The organism is Brevundimonas sp., assembly GCF_029946145.1.
GTDB lineage: Bacteria > Pseudomonadota > Alphaproteobacteria > Caulobacterales > Caulobacteraceae > Brevundimonas.
The window spans coordinates 1-17,043 of the sequence record NZ_JAQSDY010000008.1 but is presented as its reverse complement, the minus strand read 5'-3'; the positions used below and the strand labels follow the sequence as shown (position 1 = coordinate 17,043).

The 17,043-nt window shown below is 64.9% G+C and carries 14 protein-coding genes; 2 read left to right on the top strand and 12 right to left on the bottom strand.

From position 1 onward, the window contains the following. Window positions 1–9: 9 nt before the first annotated feature. The 10 genes from virB11 to PSV23_RS02030 form a co-directional block, all read right to left on the bottom strand. Window positions 10–1,008, bottom strand: a complete 999-nt coding sequence (gene virB11, locus PSV23_RS02075; RefSeq protein WP_300465853.1) for a P-type DNA transfer ATPase VirB11 — start codon at window positions 1,006–1,008, stop codon at window positions 10–12. Then, on the bottom strand, window positions 1,005–2,099 hold the full coding sequence (locus tag PSV23_RS02070; RefSeq protein WP_300465852.1) for a TrbI/VirB10 family protein: 1,095 nt from the start codon (window positions 2,097–2,099) through the stop codon (window positions 1,005–1,007). Before PSV23_RS02070 ends, virB11 begins: the two co-directional genes overlap by 4 nt. After that, window positions 2,096–2,797 carry a TrbG/VirB9 family P-type conjugative transfer protein gene (locus PSV23_RS02065; protein ID WP_300465851.1) on the bottom strand — a complete coding sequence of 234 codons (702 nt, stop codon included), beginning with the start codon at window positions 2,795–2,797 and terminating at the stop codon, window positions 2,096–2,098. Before PSV23_RS02065 ends, PSV23_RS02070 begins: the two co-directional genes overlap by 4 nt. Beyond that, complete coding sequence (locus tag PSV23_RS02060) at window positions 2,784–3,560, bottom strand: virB8 family protein (RefSeq protein ID WP_300465850.1); 777 nt, start codon at window positions 3,558–3,560, stop codon at window positions 2,784–2,786. The genes PSV23_RS02065 and PSV23_RS02060 overlap by 14 nt, the downstream gene beginning before the upstream one ends. Further along, window positions 3,557–4,777 (bottom strand): type IV secretion system protein, encoded by a 1,221-nt coding sequence (locus PSV23_RS02055; protein ID WP_300465849.1) that lies wholly within the window; start codon window positions 4,775–4,777, stop codon window positions 3,557–3,559. The genes PSV23_RS02060 and PSV23_RS02055 overlap by 4 nt, the downstream gene beginning before the upstream one ends. After that, window positions 4,777–7,149, bottom strand: coding sequence for a VirB4 family type IV secretion/conjugal transfer ATPase (locus PSV23_RS02050; RefSeq protein ID WP_370460978.1), 2,373 nt, complete (start codon window positions 7,147–7,149; stop codon window positions 4,777–4,779). The genes PSV23_RS02055 and PSV23_RS02050 overlap by 1 nt, the downstream gene beginning before the upstream one ends. Further along, window positions 7,128–7,412 carry a type IV secretion system protein VirB3 gene (locus PSV23_RS02045; RefSeq protein ID WP_300465847.1) on the bottom strand — a complete coding sequence of 95 codons (285 nt, stop codon included), beginning with the start codon at window positions 7,410–7,412 and terminating at the stop codon, window positions 7,128–7,130. The genes PSV23_RS02050 and PSV23_RS02045 overlap by 22 nt, the downstream gene beginning before the upstream one ends. A gap of 4 nt (window positions 7,413–7,416) precedes the next feature. Then, window positions 7,417–7,740 (bottom strand): TrbC/VirB2 family protein, encoded by a 324-nt coding sequence (locus PSV23_RS02040; protein ID WP_300465846.1) that lies wholly within the window; start codon window positions 7,738–7,740, stop codon window positions 7,417–7,419. A gap of 954 nt (window positions 7,741–8,694) precedes the next feature. Continuing rightward, window positions 8,695–12,915 carry an RHS repeat-associated core domain-containing protein gene (locus tag PSV23_RS02035; RefSeq protein WP_300465845.1) on the bottom strand — a complete coding sequence of 1,407 codons (4,221 nt, stop codon included), beginning with the start codon at window positions 12,913–12,915 and terminating at the stop codon, window positions 8,695–8,697. Then, window positions 12,912–13,226 (bottom strand): hypothetical protein, encoded by a 315-nt coding sequence (locus PSV23_RS02030; RefSeq protein WP_300465844.1) that lies wholly within the window; start codon window positions 13,224–13,226, stop codon window positions 12,912–12,914. The genes PSV23_RS02035 and PSV23_RS02030 overlap by 4 nt, the downstream gene beginning before the upstream one ends. Window positions 13,227–13,360: 134 nt before the next feature. On the opposite strand from PSV23_RS02030, the gene PSV23_RS02025 reads away from it, so the two are divergent. Together PSV23_RS02025 and PSV23_RS02020 are read left to right on the top strand one after the other, a co-directional pair. Next, a complete protein-coding gene (locus PSV23_RS02025; RefSeq protein ID WP_300465843.1) occupies window positions 13,361–15,046 on the top strand; it encodes a recombinase family protein in 1,686 nt (561 codons plus the stop codon). Between the two features lie 50 nt (window positions 15,047–15,096). Next, window positions 15,097–15,342: a hypothetical protein gene (locus PSV23_RS02020; RefSeq protein WP_300465842.1), complete on the top strand. Its 246-nt coding sequence runs from the start codon at window positions 15,097–15,099 to the stop codon at window positions 15,340–15,342. 171 nt (window positions 15,343–15,513) lie between these two features. On the opposite strand, the gene PSV23_RS02015 is transcribed toward PSV23_RS02020, so the two are convergent. Beyond that, window positions 15,514–16,281, bottom strand: coding sequence for a 3'-5' exonuclease (locus tag PSV23_RS02015; protein WP_300465841.1), 768 nt, complete (start codon window positions 16,279–16,281; stop codon window positions 15,514–15,516). Between the two features lie 62 nt (window positions 16,282–16,343). Further along, a complete protein-coding gene (locus tag PSV23_RS02010; protein ID WP_300465840.1) occupies window positions 16,344–16,805 on the bottom strand; it encodes a hypothetical protein in 462 nt (153 codons plus the stop codon). Window positions 16,806–17,043: the final 238 nt, after the last annotated feature.

Sequence of the window (17,043 nt, the reverse complement as noted above, 5' to 3'; positions counted from 1 at the left end):
AGCGGCAGGTTATGGCCCGGTTCGCAAAGCAATCTCCGAAACGCTGCGCCGGCCCGCGGAACGGGAGAGCTGCACGAACACGTCTATGGTCGAGCGGATATAGTGCACGACGTCCTCTCGTCGCAGCGTCGTGCCGCCTTGCAAGACAAGCAGCGCGATTTGTTCGATCGCCCGGTCCGGACTGTCGGCATGCACGGTCGTCATCGACCCTGGGTGACCCGTGTTGACCGCGCGCAGGAAGGTGTAGGCCTCGGGGCCGCGCAGCTCTCCCAAGATGATCCTGTCGGGCCGCATGCGGAGCGAGGCGTTCAACAGATCCTCCGCGGTAACGAGGGCTTCGCCTAGTGCGCTGCGCGGGGCGATCAGGCCGACCGCATTGGGATGATGCAGGTGGAGTTCGGGCGTGTCCTCGATGAAGATCAGCCGTTCCTCCTGCGGAACCTCCTGGATAAGGGCATTGAGGAATGTCGTTTTGCCGGTGGAGGTGCCCCCAGAGATCAGGATGTTACGACGACCTGTTACAGCGATGCTCAGCAAGCCGGCGACGTCTCCCGTTTTCAACCGTTCGCGCAACTGAGCATCCAGTTCGGTCTCGCGCCGCGGCCCGTCCAGATGTGCGGTCTCGAACGCGCCGGAGGCGACGTAGTCCTCCAGCCTGAGGTCCGAGGAGACGTGTTTGCGGATCGCCAGCACGATGCCGCCCCGCGTCGCGGGAGGGATGATGATCTGCACCCGCTCGCCGCCCGGAAGCGCCGCTGACAGGATAGGGTGTTCACGACTGATGCCTTGGTGTGCATAGGCGGCGATCTGGCGGGCCAGGCGGGCCAGGGCGGTTTCATCCAAGCCGGGGATCCTGTGACACTCGATCCCGCCGCCAAGGGTTTCGGCCCAGCACTCGTCCGGCGCGTTGACATAGATGTCCGTGACATCGGCGCGGGCGAGGATGCCGGCGAACGGCGCCAGGTAGCTCTGCAGATAGACCTGTCCTTCGCGAAGGACATCGGTCATCGCCGTGTCTCGCCGGACGAGAATTCCAGATCGCGCGCGACCAGAACCCCGACCCGGGCGCCGGCGTCCACGTGAAGCGTGGCTTGCCCGTGAGATCCGGCGGTCGGGGCCGCCGCCGTCGCCATCGAGGCTACGACCACGGGGGTGTCTCCCGCTACGCTCCCGGTTATCAGGGCGCTGCCGATATTCATGGTCGACTGCAACAGCGCAGCGCCGAACCGCTCCAGGAAATGACTGTCCACGCGGCCCTGGACGCCCGCCCGTCCCTGCATGTCCGCGGACGGCGAGGCGAGAGCGATGGAGACGCCGTCGGGCCGCACCAGACGCGTCCACTGGATCAGGGCCCGGTTCTGTCCGGGCGCCATGTCCGACTGGTAGTCGCCGAACAGTCGGGTTCCGCGAGGGATGAGGATCTGACTGCCGTCGAACCCGGTGATGTCGCGAGACACGATCGCCCTGACGTGGCCCGGCCGGGTGGAGTCGAGCGCGGTCTCCAGGACGGCGGGGATCAGCGTGCCCTGGGGCACCGTCATCGCCCGGCGGCGCAGCCGGGTCGTACGGACGGGATCCTGGTCCCCCGCCGCCGCGGCGCCCTCGCCCCTCGCGCCCGCGGGCGGCGCCGTTGTGTCGATCACAAGGACGGCCCCGGTCCCGCCGCCCTGAGCCACAACCTGGGTCGGCGCAGGCGACGGCCCGGGGGAAGCGAAGGCTGGCGCCGGAAAATTGGGAAGAGCCGGCGCCGGCGGCGCGGGCGTCCTCGGAGCCTGTGCGACGACCGGTTGGGGCGAGGGCGTCACAACCACAAGCTCGGACCCTGACGGGAGGGGCGGCGGCGGCGGTGGTTCCGCCGGCAGGTAGAGCGGCGGCAGGGCCGCGGGCAGGTTCACGCGGTCGACGGTCCGGATCTGGGTCGACGGAGCCGTGGCCCCGCGCCGCTGGCTGTCGAGGACACCGAACAGCAGGACGCCGCCTAGGATGACGCCGCCGAACAGCAGCCACGCCGGCGCCGGGCCGCGATGCCGGGCGACGACCGGGCGGATGTCCGCGGCGTTCGTCCCCGGGGAGGGCGGGCTGTGGGAATCGACCGTCACGGGGAAGGCCTTGTGCTCGAGCGGCTGGCGCGTGCGGTCTGCCCGTCCACCCGGAACAGGAGCGTCCGGTGCACCGCGTCGATCACATACAGTCCATTGCGCATGTGGCCCTCCACGAGCAGTTCGTCGCCGGCGTCATCGATGGCGAAGACGGCCGGTATCGCTTGCTGATCGCGCCATTCGATAGAGGTGCGCACCCCGTCGTCGCTGACCGCGACCGGACGAACGCTCCGGGCGCCGCTCAGGCGGTATCGTCCGACGCTGAGCTGAGCGCCGGGCTCCGGCTCCGGCGCGGTGGACGCGTCGGGATAGGCGAAGCGCACGGTGAAGGGGGTATCGGCGCCCGGGGCGTAGGCCGACGACAGTTCGAAATTATAGACGCGGGCGTCGGTGATCACCGTCATGTTGGTGGCGCTGTTCTGCCGGATCGGCTTGACGAACAGGGCGTCGCCGCGTCCATTGACCGTCACCTGCCAGCTGTCGCTGTCGCCGATCCCAACATTCTCCACCCGTTCCTCGGGGCTGAACAGGACCGTCGACTGGTAGCCGGTCGCCACCCGCAGGCGGAAGACCTGGCCGGCGTCGTACGGGATGGTCCGGAGCCGGGCGTCGCCCGGGTTGGGCGCAGGCGGCGTCTGTGCCTCCGCCGGGCCGCGAGCAGAAGGACGAGAAGCAGGAGGCGCTTCATGGCGTATCACCGGTCGCGGGTCCGACCTGGACAGTTTCGGCCTCGAGCGGGACCGCACCGTAGGGATCGGGCGAGACGGACATCTCAGGCGCCGGCAGGGCTTCAGGATCGCGTCGGTAGTCGAGGACCTGGAAGCCCAGTGGGTTGAGGAAACGGTCCTCGGCCGACATGGGTTCGCCGGAGAACCGATACCGGACGATGCCGACCCACGGCATCGCCGGCTGATACTGCCCGCCCTCGTCCCGCCGCACGGTTTCGAACCGCACGAGCGCCGACTGGGCGTCCAGCCGCGACACGCTCTTGACCCGGGCCTCGACGATCGAACTGCGCGGATAGAGATTGAGCGGCCCGTCGATGTTCGAGGCCTGCATGAAGGTCAGATAGTCGCTGCGCGCCCGCTCCGCCGACCAAAGGCCGACCTTCTCGTAGTTGGTCTGGAGGGTGGCGATGTCGAAGCTTTCGCGCGCGATGACATACTGGACCAGCATAGACTGGACCAAGGCCCGATCCGGCGTGATCTGGCCCGGATCCAGGGGCTTGAGCGCCTGGACGAAGCCCGTGGTCCGATCGACCATCAGCGTATAGGGCACGACCGTCTTGAGCGGCATGAGCACGACCAGCGCGATCGCTTCCGACACGGCCACGACCACCGCGGCGGCGGCGACGCTCCAGGCGATCCGGCGCGACTTGCGCAGCGCTTCGATCTGGTCCGTGGCCCAGCTCCCCGCCTCGCGATAGTAGGCGTTCAATGCTTCCCGGCTGGTTTTTTTCATGAACGGCGGTCCCGAAGAGCGGCCCCAAGGGATGCCCGCGGCCGGGTCCGGCGGAGGGTCTGACCCGAGGCCGGTATGGTGAAGTCGTCCGCGGTCGCGGCCGCGCCCGCGCGGGCCAGCGGCGCGGCGGCGGATGCCCGGGAGGACGTCTGCGCATGGGACATCTGCTCGCGACGCTGGGAGGCGAAGAGGGCGTCGGCGACCGCGTGGGCGCGCGGCGCGGGCCGGTCGGCCCCGGGCTGCGGAGACGGGGCCGGGACCCGTTCGGAAGGAGTCGGGAGCGGCGCCGGTGCAGCGATGCCGCGCCAATGGACCATCGGCAGGTCGACCGTGAAGGCGAGCCGCAGAATCACGGCGAGCGATCCCGCCATGGCGAGGGCGAAGCCGAGGCACAGGATCAGCAGTTCGACCGGCGCGGACGCGGTGACGGTTCTGGCCTGGCGCAGCCCGGTCACCTCCGCCAGCCAGGGTTCGAGCAGCGCCAGTTCGACGCCGAGCAGTATCGTCACGGCAGTCGAGGCCAGCAGGGCGAAGACCAGGGCCCGGGCCCAGCCGACAACGACCCCGCGCGATACTCCGAACAGCAGCAGACCGGCGAACAACGGCGCCAGCGCCAGGAGAAGTCCCGCCGTCAGCCGGACGACGGCGAATGCCGCCACCGTGCTCGACAGGAACAGGACGCGCGCCGTTCCGAAGGCGGGATCGTCCGGGATCGGCGTGCGCCTCGGCGGTTGGCCCGGGAGGGTGTCGCCGGGCGGCGTCAGGGCGGTGACGTCGCTGCGCCCCGTCCCAAGATTGATCAGGCGGTTGATGGTCACGTCGGCGGCCTGCAGGCGGCCGATCAGATCGTCCCGGGCGCCGGGCAGTCTGGCGGACCCGCCGACGGCCGCGCCCAGCTGCGCCGGGCCGTCGACGACGACGTCGTAGACGACGGTGCGATAGGCCGGCCAGCTAGTCGCGAACGTCAGCACCACCCCGATCTTGACCACCGCCATCACCCCGTCGCGCAAGGTCGGGGTCTCGCCGAGCATCATGCGCAGGCCGAACAGGGCGACGAAGATCGTCAGCAAGGCCGTCAGTACGAGGGCCAGCGGCGAGCCGGGGTCGGCCAGAAGCTGATAGCCCGCCGCACCGATCGTCCGCCCCTGGCAATCGATATGACTCAGCAGCGCCGACAGGAAGGCGTCGCCGGTGGAAAGCGCCGGGCAGGTCGCCATCACGCGCGCTCCAGCAAGGGGGCCATCCAGTCGGCCGGATCATCGCCGACCGCGGCGCGAATCTCGTCGAGCAGACGGACCGTCCGCTCACGGCCGGACAGGATAACCAGGACATCGGTCTCGCCCGACAGGTCCAGACGCGCGACCACGCTTTCTCCCCCGCGCTTGATGAGGAAGCAGTGGGCGCTGTCCGGCAGGGTTCGGATCAGGTCGAACTCGTGCGGCGTGAGCCCGAAGCCCTCGACATAGTCCTCGGCCCGCGCCTTGGCGTTGACCATGAAGATCTGGGTGGCGGCCTGTTCGATGATGGCGCTGGCGATGCGGCTCTCAAGCGCATCCTGGGCGCTTTGGGTCGCGAAACCGACGATGCCGTTGCGCTTGCGGATGGTCTTTTCCCAGTCCTTGATGCGGCGGACGAAGACATCGTCGTCCAGCGCCTTCCATCCTTCATCGACGACGATGATCGCCGGGGACCCGTCGAGACGCTCCTCGACCCGATGGAAGAGGTACATCATCGCCGGGGTTCGGACGGCGGGGTCGTCCAGCAGCACCGTCATGTCGAACCCGACGGTCTGCACTGACAGGTCGGTCAGGTCCTCGGGATTGTCGAACATCCACGCCCGCTCGCCCTTGCCCCACCACGGGCGCAGCCGCGACCAGAGATCCTCGGCGTGGGGGCGCTGGTCGCCACGGAACAGCTCGACCAGATGCCTCAGCCGGCGATGCTCGACCGGCTGATCGAAATTGGCCTCGATCGCATCGCGGATCCGGGCCAGGTCGTTCACGTCGGCGCCGCCGGCCAGCTGGCTCAGCCAGTCGACCAGGAAGCCGCGGTTGGCCGGCGTGTCCTCGAGCTGAAGGGGGTTGAGCCCCGAGGCTTCGCCCGGACGAAGCACATCGTAGCGACCGCCGATCGCGCGGATGAACAGTTCCGCGCCACGATCCTTGTCGAAAAAGATGATGCGCGGGTTCAGCTTGCGCGCCTGGGCGAGCAGGAAGTTGAGCACGACCGTCTTGCCGGACCCCGACGGGCCGATCACCGTGAAATTGCCGAGGTCGCCCTGGTGGAAGTTGAAGAAATACGGCCCCGCGGCCGTGGTCTCCAGCAGGGTGATCGCGTCCCCCCAATGCGACCCGGTCGCCGCCCCGAGCGGGAAATTGTGTGCGCTCGCGAGGCCGGCGAAATTGTTCGTCGACACCAGTCCACGACGGGCGATGTATTTGAAGTTGGCCGGAAACTGGGCCCAGAAGGCCGGTTCCAGGGCGATGTCCTCGCGGACCGCCACGATGCCCATGTCCGCAAGACTGGCGGTCACCTCCGCGACCGCCGCATCGACGGAGCCGGGCGTGTTCCCGCGCACGGCGATGGTCATATGGTGCTCGCCATAGCCCGCGCGCCCGGCGGCGACATCGTCCTTGGCCTGGGCCAGTTCTCCGCGAAGGGAGATCGCCTCATCCTCCGCCGAACGCATGCGGCGCAGGGCCAGGTTCATACGCTCCAGCGCGGCTTGCCGCTCCACGAAGGCGAACGACTGGGTGATCGTCAGTTCGAACGGCAGACGCAGCAGCTCGTCGAACATGCCTGGAGCGCTGTACGCTGGATAGTCCTTGATCGAAACCAGGCCCAGGAAACTCCGGGGAACATGTCCGGCCGCCGACAGCTCCACCGCCTCCTGGCCGAAACTGACCCGGCGATACGGCAGATAGGCACCCAGGTCCTGATGCGGCAACAGCACCGGCCGCTGCTCGCCATTGTAGAGCTCCGACAGGAATTCCAACGGTTCGGAGCACACGCCATCGGGCGTCTCGTAAACGCCCATAAGGCGAGGCGCATAGTCGCCGAGGGCCGCGATCAGGGCGTCGCGGCCCGCATCCAGCTGCGACAGTTCGTAGGCCTGGGCGACGCCCGCTTCTTCGCCGGCGCGAGCGAACCAGTTCCGCACCGTGTCAGCGACGCCGATCCGGCCCTGCAGCGGCCGGCGGATGAGCGTCAGATAAAGGTCGTTGACGTACAGCTCTTTCCGGGCGAGCCGGTCGGCCCAGCGGTCCCCGAGCGTCTGCGAAAACGCGTCCGGGTACGCCGCGTGGAGATCGATCTCCGCCCGCCGCCGGATGACGTGATGGTAGAGGGCGAACCGTGAGGAGCCGACGGCGCGAAGCATCGCGTCGCGCAGGGTCTTGCGATAGTTGAGCTCGCCCGTGTCCGCGGTTTCGAACAGCAGGCCCCGCAGACGGATCGTCTGCATCAGCAGGCCGTCCCGCGTCTCGAGCGTGCAGTCGTTGACGTGCCGGGCGTAGGGCAGATGCGTGCCCGCAGCCTGCTCACGTATCACCGTGCGAGCTCCCTGGCTCAGGGACGGTAGGAGTTGCATCGCCAGATGTGGTGGTTGCGCACGCGCGGGCACTGGCCGATTCGCATCAGCCACAGGTCGATCGTTCGCGGTTCACGCAGACAAAGCAGAATGCCGACGCCGTGGATGACCAGGGCGATCGGCAGCACCCAGACCGAGCGGACGATCAGGAACAGTTCCGCAGCGATCACGGCGTTGATCACGAAGTAGTTGTAGGTGACGCCCGCGAACATCTGCGGTCGGGTCAGGGCGGTGAAGAGAGGGGTGCGTTCCAGGTGATCCAAGGCGCTAGCCCGCGAACCCGGCGGTCGACCGGATGCCGGCGACGATGCTCACCGCGCCGAACAGGATGAAGCAACCCAAGATCACGACGGCGCCGTAGCGCCAGTTGATCCGGCCGGTCAGCATCAGCAGACCGACGCAGGCGACGGCGATGACCGCGACGACCGTGGCGACGGTGCCGAGGAGGGTGCCTTGAAGCCATTGAACAGCGGAGACGATAGGGCCGGAGCCTTGCGGATCTGCCAGACCGATTTGCGCGTGAGCTGTTAGCGGCTGCGCGGCGATCCAAGCCGCCACGGCGGCAGCTAGGGGAGCCTTTGTCCGCTTCATGATGTACGCCCCACACAATCCTTACGGGTCACCATAGAGCGAAGATATTCGCGCCTGCCAAGCGGATTCATCGAATTCGCACGGCAGGCGCAAAGTCGTTTTGAAGCCCCAATTTCGCCCGTGAAACGGTCGCCACAATCGGCCAAAGAATTTACGCTCCCCTACAGCTAACGATTTGCAAGATCACCGCGAAAACATATCCTGCTTGCACACTGGGCAACGATCAATGATCGAAGTGTCGTAGAATTTGAATACTTTTAGTTGATTATATATTCTTCTATCTTGGAAAGAGGTTCCGCATTTACCGCACCGAAGGAACATAAGCACCGCAATAGCAATCATTGACTGAACCACTACCCAGCCAGTTCGAAAAAGAAGGTAACCAATACCAATTGTAAAGGCGGCAGACTGCCGCCAAGACCAATATTAGTTTTGCCGCAAATCTATTCATTACCCAATCTTTACATGCTGGAGCGACTTGGCCGCCGTAACTGACCCTTACACCCACATTGGCGTTAACGCTGGCCCCCGTGCCGGGCCTTAAACCCAACGATGCGCCGTTGAACCCTCCCTCTGGAACCCAAGAGCGTCATTCCGGTGCCAGCAGCTACGGGCCCGAAGCAACCGTTTGCATTCACCCTAACACCCGGCAGCTTACAGTGGTGAAGTTACTCACGAAAACTTGTGCCCACACTTCGAGCAAACCGATTCCAAAATCGGAGTTGAGTAGGATTTAGGCATGCCGGGCGATGATCCGGGCACCAGTCGAACGAAGGGCGACTTCGTACAAACAGGACACACAATAGCTATATAGTATGTGACAAATAAAATAAATCCAATCGACATCGTCGATATTGCGGCCGGCAGCGACACTCTGGACAGAGCAAGTCCTGCAAGGAAGAGTAACGGCGGTATTAGGCCGAACAGTTTCGAAAACCGTATTCTAAACATAACCTACCTCGAACAAGCCGGTAAATCTGATCTGGTGATTGTCGTGGTGCTTCGAGTCGCCGTTGCTTGCGGCGTCCGGAAGCCGGCGCTTACGCTATGCCCCCAACCACCGCTCGTTGATTGGTGGCCACCTGCACCAAACACAGGGCCAGCGCCTGTCAAGTTGTACGAGGTTCCCGAGAAAGAACTAAGGTCGGAAAAATTGGTGACTGTCGCCGCCACACCACCACCCGGAGTCATTAGTCCAAATTGCGTGGAATCATACGTTCCAAACCCGGAATCCCAATCAAAATAAACTCCGGTGGAGCCACCGCCGCCGACCCCGAACCCGCCGAATGCCCCTCCATCAATCGCCCACACGTTGCCCAGGAATGGAATGTCTGATCCCCGAGCACCGCCAGATACGGTACCGTCAGCATTGAGACATTGATCGGAATCGTTGCCTCCAAGATGGGCGAGACTGGCGCCCAAGAGATCTGACAGATTTGAACCAAGCTGAGGCCAGTCACACGGTATGGAAAGTGTGACTGGTAGAAAGAACGCAGTGTCACCTTTGTGCCATTCACCGTGTGGGTTATCAGGACCGGAGTCGTTTGCGTAAATCCAGCGCTGCATATACGAAAACTCGCCGCAAGTGCCGGAAGGATCAATGAGATTCACCGGATCGCCGGCGACATAAGCACTCAGGTTCGCGCCCGCCGCATACCCAATCGGATCCGGCTGCAGGAACCTGCCCAGGTCCGGCGCATAAACCCGCGCCCGGTAGTTGTAGAGCCCCGGCGCCATCCAGGCCTGGCCGGTGTACTGGAAGCGGTTGGCGGCGCTGGGCACGCCATATTCGTCGTAGCGATTGGCGTTCACCGTCCCGCTGGCGTCCTGCACACCCAGAACGGAACCGCGCTCGTCGGCGATCTGCTGCACCCGAGCTCCGCTGAAATAGCTCGCCACCGGCTGGTCAAGGCCGGGGCCCGGGATATGGCGCGTAGTCATCACACCGGAACTGTTGTATTCGCTGGCGAGCTGGTCCCCGACGTACTGGAAGTTTCCGCCGACGCCGGAATAAAGTCGCCCGCCGGGGTCGTATCCGAACGCATACCCCGTCCCGCCGATCGTCGCCGAGGTCAGCCGGTTCGCCGCGTCATAGACATAGGCGCCGCCCATGTTGATGTTCTGGTTGGCGTCGTAGGTCATGGCTGAACCGCCGACCGACGTCACCCGGTTCAAGCCGTCATTGGCGTAGCTGGTAGAGCCCGTCGCCGGCGCATAGACATAGACCCCGTTCGAAACCGTCCGGCTGGCGATCTGCCCGGCCGGATTGTAGCCGTAACCGAACGTCACGTCGTAGCTCGAGCCCGCCATGTCATGGCTCAAGCTCGTCAGTCGCCCGGCGACGTCGTAGCCATAAGCCGTGGTCGTCCCGTTGCCGCGCGTGATCCCCGTGGGTTGACCCAGATTGTTGTAAGCGTAGGTCGCCAGCACCCCGGCGCCCGAGCTCGCTCCGTTTTCACGGATGGCCGTGACGGCTCCGGACACGTCGCGGTCGTACTGGGCGTAGAAAGCGTCCGGCCAGGTGATCCGGGTCATACGGCCGGCCGGGTCGTTCTGGTAGCTCATGACCCCCAGTGGTCCAGTTTCCGAGGTTAGGCGCGACAGCGGGTCCCAGACCTTGGTCAGGGTCTGGCTGTTCCCCGTCGAGGTCAGCACCCGGCCCAGATTGTCATAGGTCAGCGCCACATCCATCGTGCCGGACGGCGCGTCCACGATCGTGACCCGGCCGAGGTTGTCCAGCGTGAGCGTCGTGGTCTGGCCCGCCCGGCTGCGACTAGCGACCATCCGCCCGTAGGCGTCGTAGGCGACCTGCTCATAGTCGGTAGTAGAGGTTCCGCCACCCGTAGGGTTCGGATAACGCAGCGTGGTGGGGCGATCAAAGCCGTCATACTGCCGGATCGAGACGTTGCCGTTCCCGTCGGTCAGCGAGGCGGTCTGGCCGTTGGCGGTGTAGGTCACGCTGGTGGTGGCGGCGACTCCGCTCACGCCGTAGGCGGTGGTGGCGGACAGCGGACGACCAACAGCGTCATAGGTAGCCAGCGTGATGCGGTCGGGGCCATCGCTCCCGGTCGTCGTCGCTGTGCATGCCGAGGTCGGCAGGGAGCCCCAAGCCGCCGGGTTCATGCGTACGGTCTTACATTCCGCCCGGCCGGCGGCGTCGTAGGAAACCTGCTGCACCCCGACCGTGGTGCCCGCCCCGCTTTGTTGGCTGGTCAGCACCGGGCGGCCCAGGGCGTCATAAACGGTGGCGCTGCGCACAAGCGGGCTGAAACTGGCCCAATTCGAGTCTGTGTAGCCGGGGGTGGTACCCGCTTCGCTCAAGGTCGCCTGCCCCCTCGCGTTATAGGTCAACCGCTGAGCCCGGTTCAGTCCGGCGCCGCCGCCGTCCGGATCCGGCCCGATGGCGCCGATGAGCTGCCGGGCGGTGTCGTAACGATAGCTGGTGGTGTCGGCAGCTCCCGCCAAGGGACCGTCTACAGTCTCAACATCGCCTTTGGCGGTGTAGGTCACAGTGGTCACCGCCATCGAGGGATTGGCACCGGATCCTTGGCTGACGGCCGTCGGCGCCAGGTTGTTCGCCACGCCGGTCGAGCCGTAGGCGATCGTCGTCCGAACCTCGTTGGATGCGTTGGCGCAACTGGTTCCGGTGGCGCAGGCTGAAGCCTGGGTTGGCAGAATCACCGGGGACGGCCAGGCGGCGATGCCGCCGTAACCGTTCTTCATATAGGCATAGAACGAGCCGTAGCTGACTCGGGTCTGGGGCCGATCCGCGCCTCCGGTGGGGGCCGGCGACGTCATCGTCAGCAGACCACCGTGCGTGGAGTCCCAAGTATAGTCCGTGACGCCGCCGCGGGCGTCGGTGGTCGTGAGAGGACGGTTGCAAGTCACCGGGTTGGCGCAGGTCGACGAGTAGGTGGCGCTGGTGACGATGTTGGAAAGGCCTGAGCCGGATTTCGGCACATGGGTCGTCTGGGTGACGTTCCCCCGCGCATCGTAGGCGACCTGGGTGTAGTCGCCTTCCGGGTTTGTCGCACGCTGCAGCCGTTGCCCCGCGTCGTACTGATAGCTCCAGGTGTGGCTCAGAGCGTCGGTTACTGAGGTGGCGCGTCCGATCGTCAGGTCCGACACAACGGTCAGGCCCTGGCCCAGGGGTCCGGCGACGGTCGTGGTTCGTGTCGTGCCGCTGTCGGTGAACGTGTAATCCCACTGCCCCGTCGGCCCGACCACCCGGCTGACCTTGTGTTGATATAGTCCGAGATCCCACGTGAGTTCGACCTGAGGCGTCGACATCCCGGGAAGCGTCACGGATTGAAGGCGGGGGGCAGCGCCACCCGAGACGAACTCGTACTGCGTGGCTCGACCGCTCTGGTCGGTCACGGTATCAATCTGACCTCCGCCCGTCGCGGTCCAAGAGTAGGTTACGCTCGGCCATGTCTGGGTTAGCCCCGCGCACGAGGTCGCGCCGGCGTAGCAGTAATCCACCGCCAGATTGATGCCCGTGACCTTGGAAACGACGTAATAGGCCCCGTCCGTCGGATCGCCGTCGGTCAGATATTCATAGTGGATCTGGTATCCGGTGCTGGTTTGGTACGACCGGATCTTGCTGACCGTCTCCCAGTAAGAGCAATTCTCCTCAGGATCATAGCCGGCGCAGTAGACATCCGTCGTATAGACGTACTCGGTCACCAGCCCGCTGGGCTCGCTCTTGCTGTTGACGCCGAGGTCGAACCCATATCGGCCCACCCCTGCCTTGGAGATCACCCAGACCGTCCCGCCGGCCCGGGTATAGGTGTAGGCCCCCCCGGAGAAGGTGAGCGTCGAGCCTGTATCTTGCGACGACGTCCAGACGCCAGGCGATGTTTCGTCGAACACCTCGCTCACGCTGTCGACCGCCACGGTGCACGAGGTTCCCGAACAGGTCAGTCCGCCGACCGTGACATCCCGCCACTGATTGCCGAGCAGGAAGCGTCCGTAACTCAATCCCTTGCCGGGCTGCCCGATGGAAACTTCCTCGACGGCCAGGGGAAAGTCCCCGCTGACCAGATCCACGCCTTGCGGATCCATGGTGTAGTGCTCCGGTGGCAGCGGAGCGGTTTGCGCCTGGGCTACGCCGGCGATAAGGGCGATGCCGGAGCTCGCGGCGAACAGGACGGTCTTGAGATGGGAGCGGCTCATTGGCCCCCCTCCGGGTTGGCCGCATCGCCGGAGCGCCAGAGCTCCTCGCCGGCCTCGCCGAGCAGGGCCAGCTGGCCGTCGTCGCGCAGCGATACCCAGGCGCCGGAGGGCGCGAGCGGATCGGGAAGCGAGGGCAGGAACTGCGCCTCGCCGTCGTCGGTCAGGCGGAAGGCGGCGACAAGGGCGCGGGCGTCGGCGGCGGCGAGTGCGTCGCCGGCCCACAGTTCCATCCGGCCGGACGGACGCATCGCGAAGCTGTAGAGGCCATCCGGCGAGACCAGAGCCTCGTCGGGCTGGAGGAACCGGTTCACGGGGAGCCGGGGGATCGCGGCCCAGGCTGTCGTGCCGGTCTGGCTGCGCGAGGTCCGGTTGTTCGCGCCGTCATAGGCATAGGCTGAGCCGTTTATTGTTTTGACATACCAACAAGCCCGCTTAGAGTTTTGGCATGCAAGCAATCGGTTATGCCCGCTGGAGTTCGCTGGAGCAGGGACGCGGTTCGTCGCTCGAACGGCAAGTCGGCCTGATACGCAGCTTCTGCGAAGCCAAGGGCTGGAGCCTCATTGACCAAGTCGTTGATGAAGGCACCAGCGCCTACACGGGAGCCAACGTCCAGACCGGCAATCTAGCCGCCCTCATTCGACGCATAGAAAATGGCGAGGTGCCTCGGGATGTAGTGGTGGTGGTTGAGCAGCTGGACCGCATTAGCCGCTTGCCTCCCAGCCAGGTTGTTAGCTGGATACAGCGCGTCGTGGGCATGGGCGTCAGCATCGCCACGGTGAACGATGGCTTGGTCATCAACGCGGAGATGATCGACGCCAACCCGATGAACTTCATGTCCCTCGTGTTCAACGCCTTTCGCGCCTACCAAGAGAGTAAGCACAAGAGCGAGCGGCTGAGCTCGTCATGGGCCATCAAGCGCCAGAAGCTGGAGGCCGGTGAGCGGCGGCCGATTACGGGCAATGGACCCGCGTGGCTCAGCTTCGACAAGGAAACCGGCAGCTTTGAAACAATCCCCGACAGGGTGGCGGTGGTGCAGGAAATTTTCGACCGCACGCTAGCCGGCGAAGGCAAGGCCAGTATCGCAGCAACCCTGAACGCTCGTCCGGTGGAAACGTGGGGCCGGGGCAAGAGCAAAGCCGATGGCTGGCATCCCAGCTATATCCAAAAAATCCTCTCCAACCCGGCAGTGATCGGGGAGTTTCAGCCGCACACGAAAGGCCGTGGGGACGCTCGCAGGACGCCCGCAGGTGAACCAATCCAAGGCTACTTCGAAGCGGTGGTCAGCGAGGCGCAGTGGGCCGGGGTCCGGGCAATTAAGCCCCTCAAGCGTGGTGGTGGCAACGGGTTTAAAGGTGAAGTTCGAAACCTTTTCGCTGGGCTGTGTCGGTGTGCCCATTGCGGTGGCACGATGACCTATCAGTTCAAAAACGATGACGGGGTACGCGTCCGCAAAGGTGTCGAAAGACCGACGAAACGCAGCAGCTACCTACTCTGCGGCAGACGGGCTCGCGGTCTCGGATGCGATAACGACAGCCACTATCGCTACGAGGCGTTGGAGCCAGGGCTCCTCGGAGGGGTGCTCCGCTACGCGCTCAAGAACAGTTTCTTTTCCAGCAGCGAGGGCGTGGGCAGCCTGTCGGACGACCATTACCGGCTGGCGCGCGAACTTGATGCTCAGCAGGCCCGAGTGGGCCGGATGCTCACCCTTTATGAGGACACGGGAGACGCGGAAGTACGAGAGCGTTGGCTGCTGGCAAAGACCAAGCTGGAGACGTTACGAGGCCAGTTGGACGGCGCGAAAATGGGGCTGGATCGTGCGAGGGGAGCGGCAACACCTGACCAACATGCAGCGCGGGTGGAAGCCGTGCACGCCGACTTGGAACACGAGGATTTTGAAACCCGCCGCAACGCTCGTCAGAGAGTTATGGGGAGCCTGCGCGAAATCATCGACTATGTGACGTTCGACGGAGCCGGGCGCGTCATCATGGTGCTCACCGGGGGCGCGACGGCAATCCGCTTCGACCGCGAAGGTGAAATCTTGGGCGACGCGAGCACGGGAATTCAAAGCCGCATTAGCGATCCCAAAGGGCAAGCTGCTTCGATTGCTGCACTGTACGATCTGTGTGGATGACACCCGCACGGGCGCCGGATGGGCGCTAGGAGGCGCTACGGACCCTCAGAATGCCCCTCGACGGCATGCAGGGCCACAACGCTGCCCCCGAGGAGTTTTGGCCCTGTACGGGGCGCACTGGCGGTTTCGAGATCCCGTCTGAGATGGCGGAGATAAGCAGGGCCAAGGACCTCATCATCACGTCCATGGGATCGGGCCAGCAACTCCAGCACGGCGTATCGTCGCCAGACCCTGTGGCGGTCATCGATCAACTGAAAGAGCTGCCGGATCAGGTGCAGCTTCGCGTCCTCGAATGAGATGGCGTCGGATGCCACCCCCGCCGATAGCTCATCCTCATCCTCGCTGTCGTTGAGCATCGCGTTGACCCAGACTTCGGCCCGCAGCTTGCCTCGGGGGGTGTGCCGGATTTCAGCCCGCACGTGATCGAACGCCAAGTCCCAGGCGGCGCTGCTGAACCGGGGCTGGATCTATGGCTCCCCGGCCGCAAAATCGACCGCAGCCGACATCCCCGCAAATGGCGCGAGGTGGGGTTTCTCGATGGACCGAACGTTGATGAAATCCGTGAGGTTCCGTTCGCTCTGCTCGAACGCTGTGGGGGTCAGTGCCCCGCGCATGAGTTCGTAGCGCAGCCAGACCCGATACGTATTCACCACGTCGGTCTCGCAGTAGTCCGCGATTTCCTGAAGGCGACCCGTGGCCACGTATTCGGCCACCTTGGACCCGTCCACGCCGTCTGGTTTTCCGGGCAGGCCAAGGATGCGGGAAAGTTCGTCCAGCTTACATTTGCCCTGGGTGGTGAAGCTGGCCAGCACGTCGCAAAGGTCCACCGCGTCGTCGGAGTACCGCTTGAAATAGCCCCTCGCGTACAGGCCCGGCGCCGACAGCTGGTTGACCATGGCCCGGTAGCGCAGCACCGGCAGATCAAAGCCGCTTCCATTGAACGATACGAGGCAGGGCCGCAGATCGTTCAGGCGATCCGCGAAACTGGCGATGAGGTCGGCTTCACTGCGGTCGCCGATGTGCGGGGCACCAAGGGACCGGACGATCCAGCCATGGTCGCTGCTCTCCGCGATCAAGGCGCCGATGCAGGCGATCCGGTGCAGGGGAAGCTTGCAGAACTTCTCGCCGACGATCTCTTGAGCCTGATCTTCGTCGTGCGGCTCGATTGCGTGGATGCGAGAGACCGCTTCCAGATCGGGAATAGTCTCAAGATCGAAAACGACGACGTGGGCCATGAAGCCTCCCTGCCTGCAAAAGGGTGATGAGCGGCGGCGCCGCCCATCTGTTCTGGCGCAGGTTAGCCCGCCTTCTTGGCCTTCGCCGTCTTCATTGTTGCGGCGCGTGCCTGAGCAGCCGAGGCCACAGCGGCGTCAAACTCGCCCGCTTGGACGGCCTGATCCAGCGTGTCGATGATGGCCGCGAGACCCGCGAGGTTCTCGGCCTCGACCGCGCTCATACCCTTGGCCAGTTCCAGGGGCCGGCCGCCGTAACGGAGCTGGAAGAAGACCTTGCCACCGTCGCCGGTGAACCAGCCCTTGCGGACGGTGCGAGGGACTTCGACCCGCGAGCGGTTTCCGGCCTCGTCCGTCTTGGTGACGGTGCGGACGGCCGCATAGGGCTTGCCGGCGACCGTGGCTGCGATCAGGGCGCGTTGTTCCGCGAGATAGCCGCGCAGCTTCTCGCGGTTGCGGTCTTGGGGGTTGGCCGGCTGCGTCTGCGGCTTCGCGGCGGACAGTTTCAGGGATTTCAGAAGGGACATGAACACCTCGGTCTGGTTGTTGATGTCGCCGCTTTAATGCCGTCGTCCCAATATGCGACCACAGACCTGACCCGAAAATAATTCAGGCGTCAGAACCATAGTTTTAGGGGACGATAGTTGGTCTGGAGATGCCGAGTTTCTTCCTCGGATTTCGGCATTTTGACCGGCTACGCCCCCTGCCTGAATGTCCGTGTGTGGACGCCCCGTTCGATGCAAGAGGGTTTTTCGAGAATCTGAC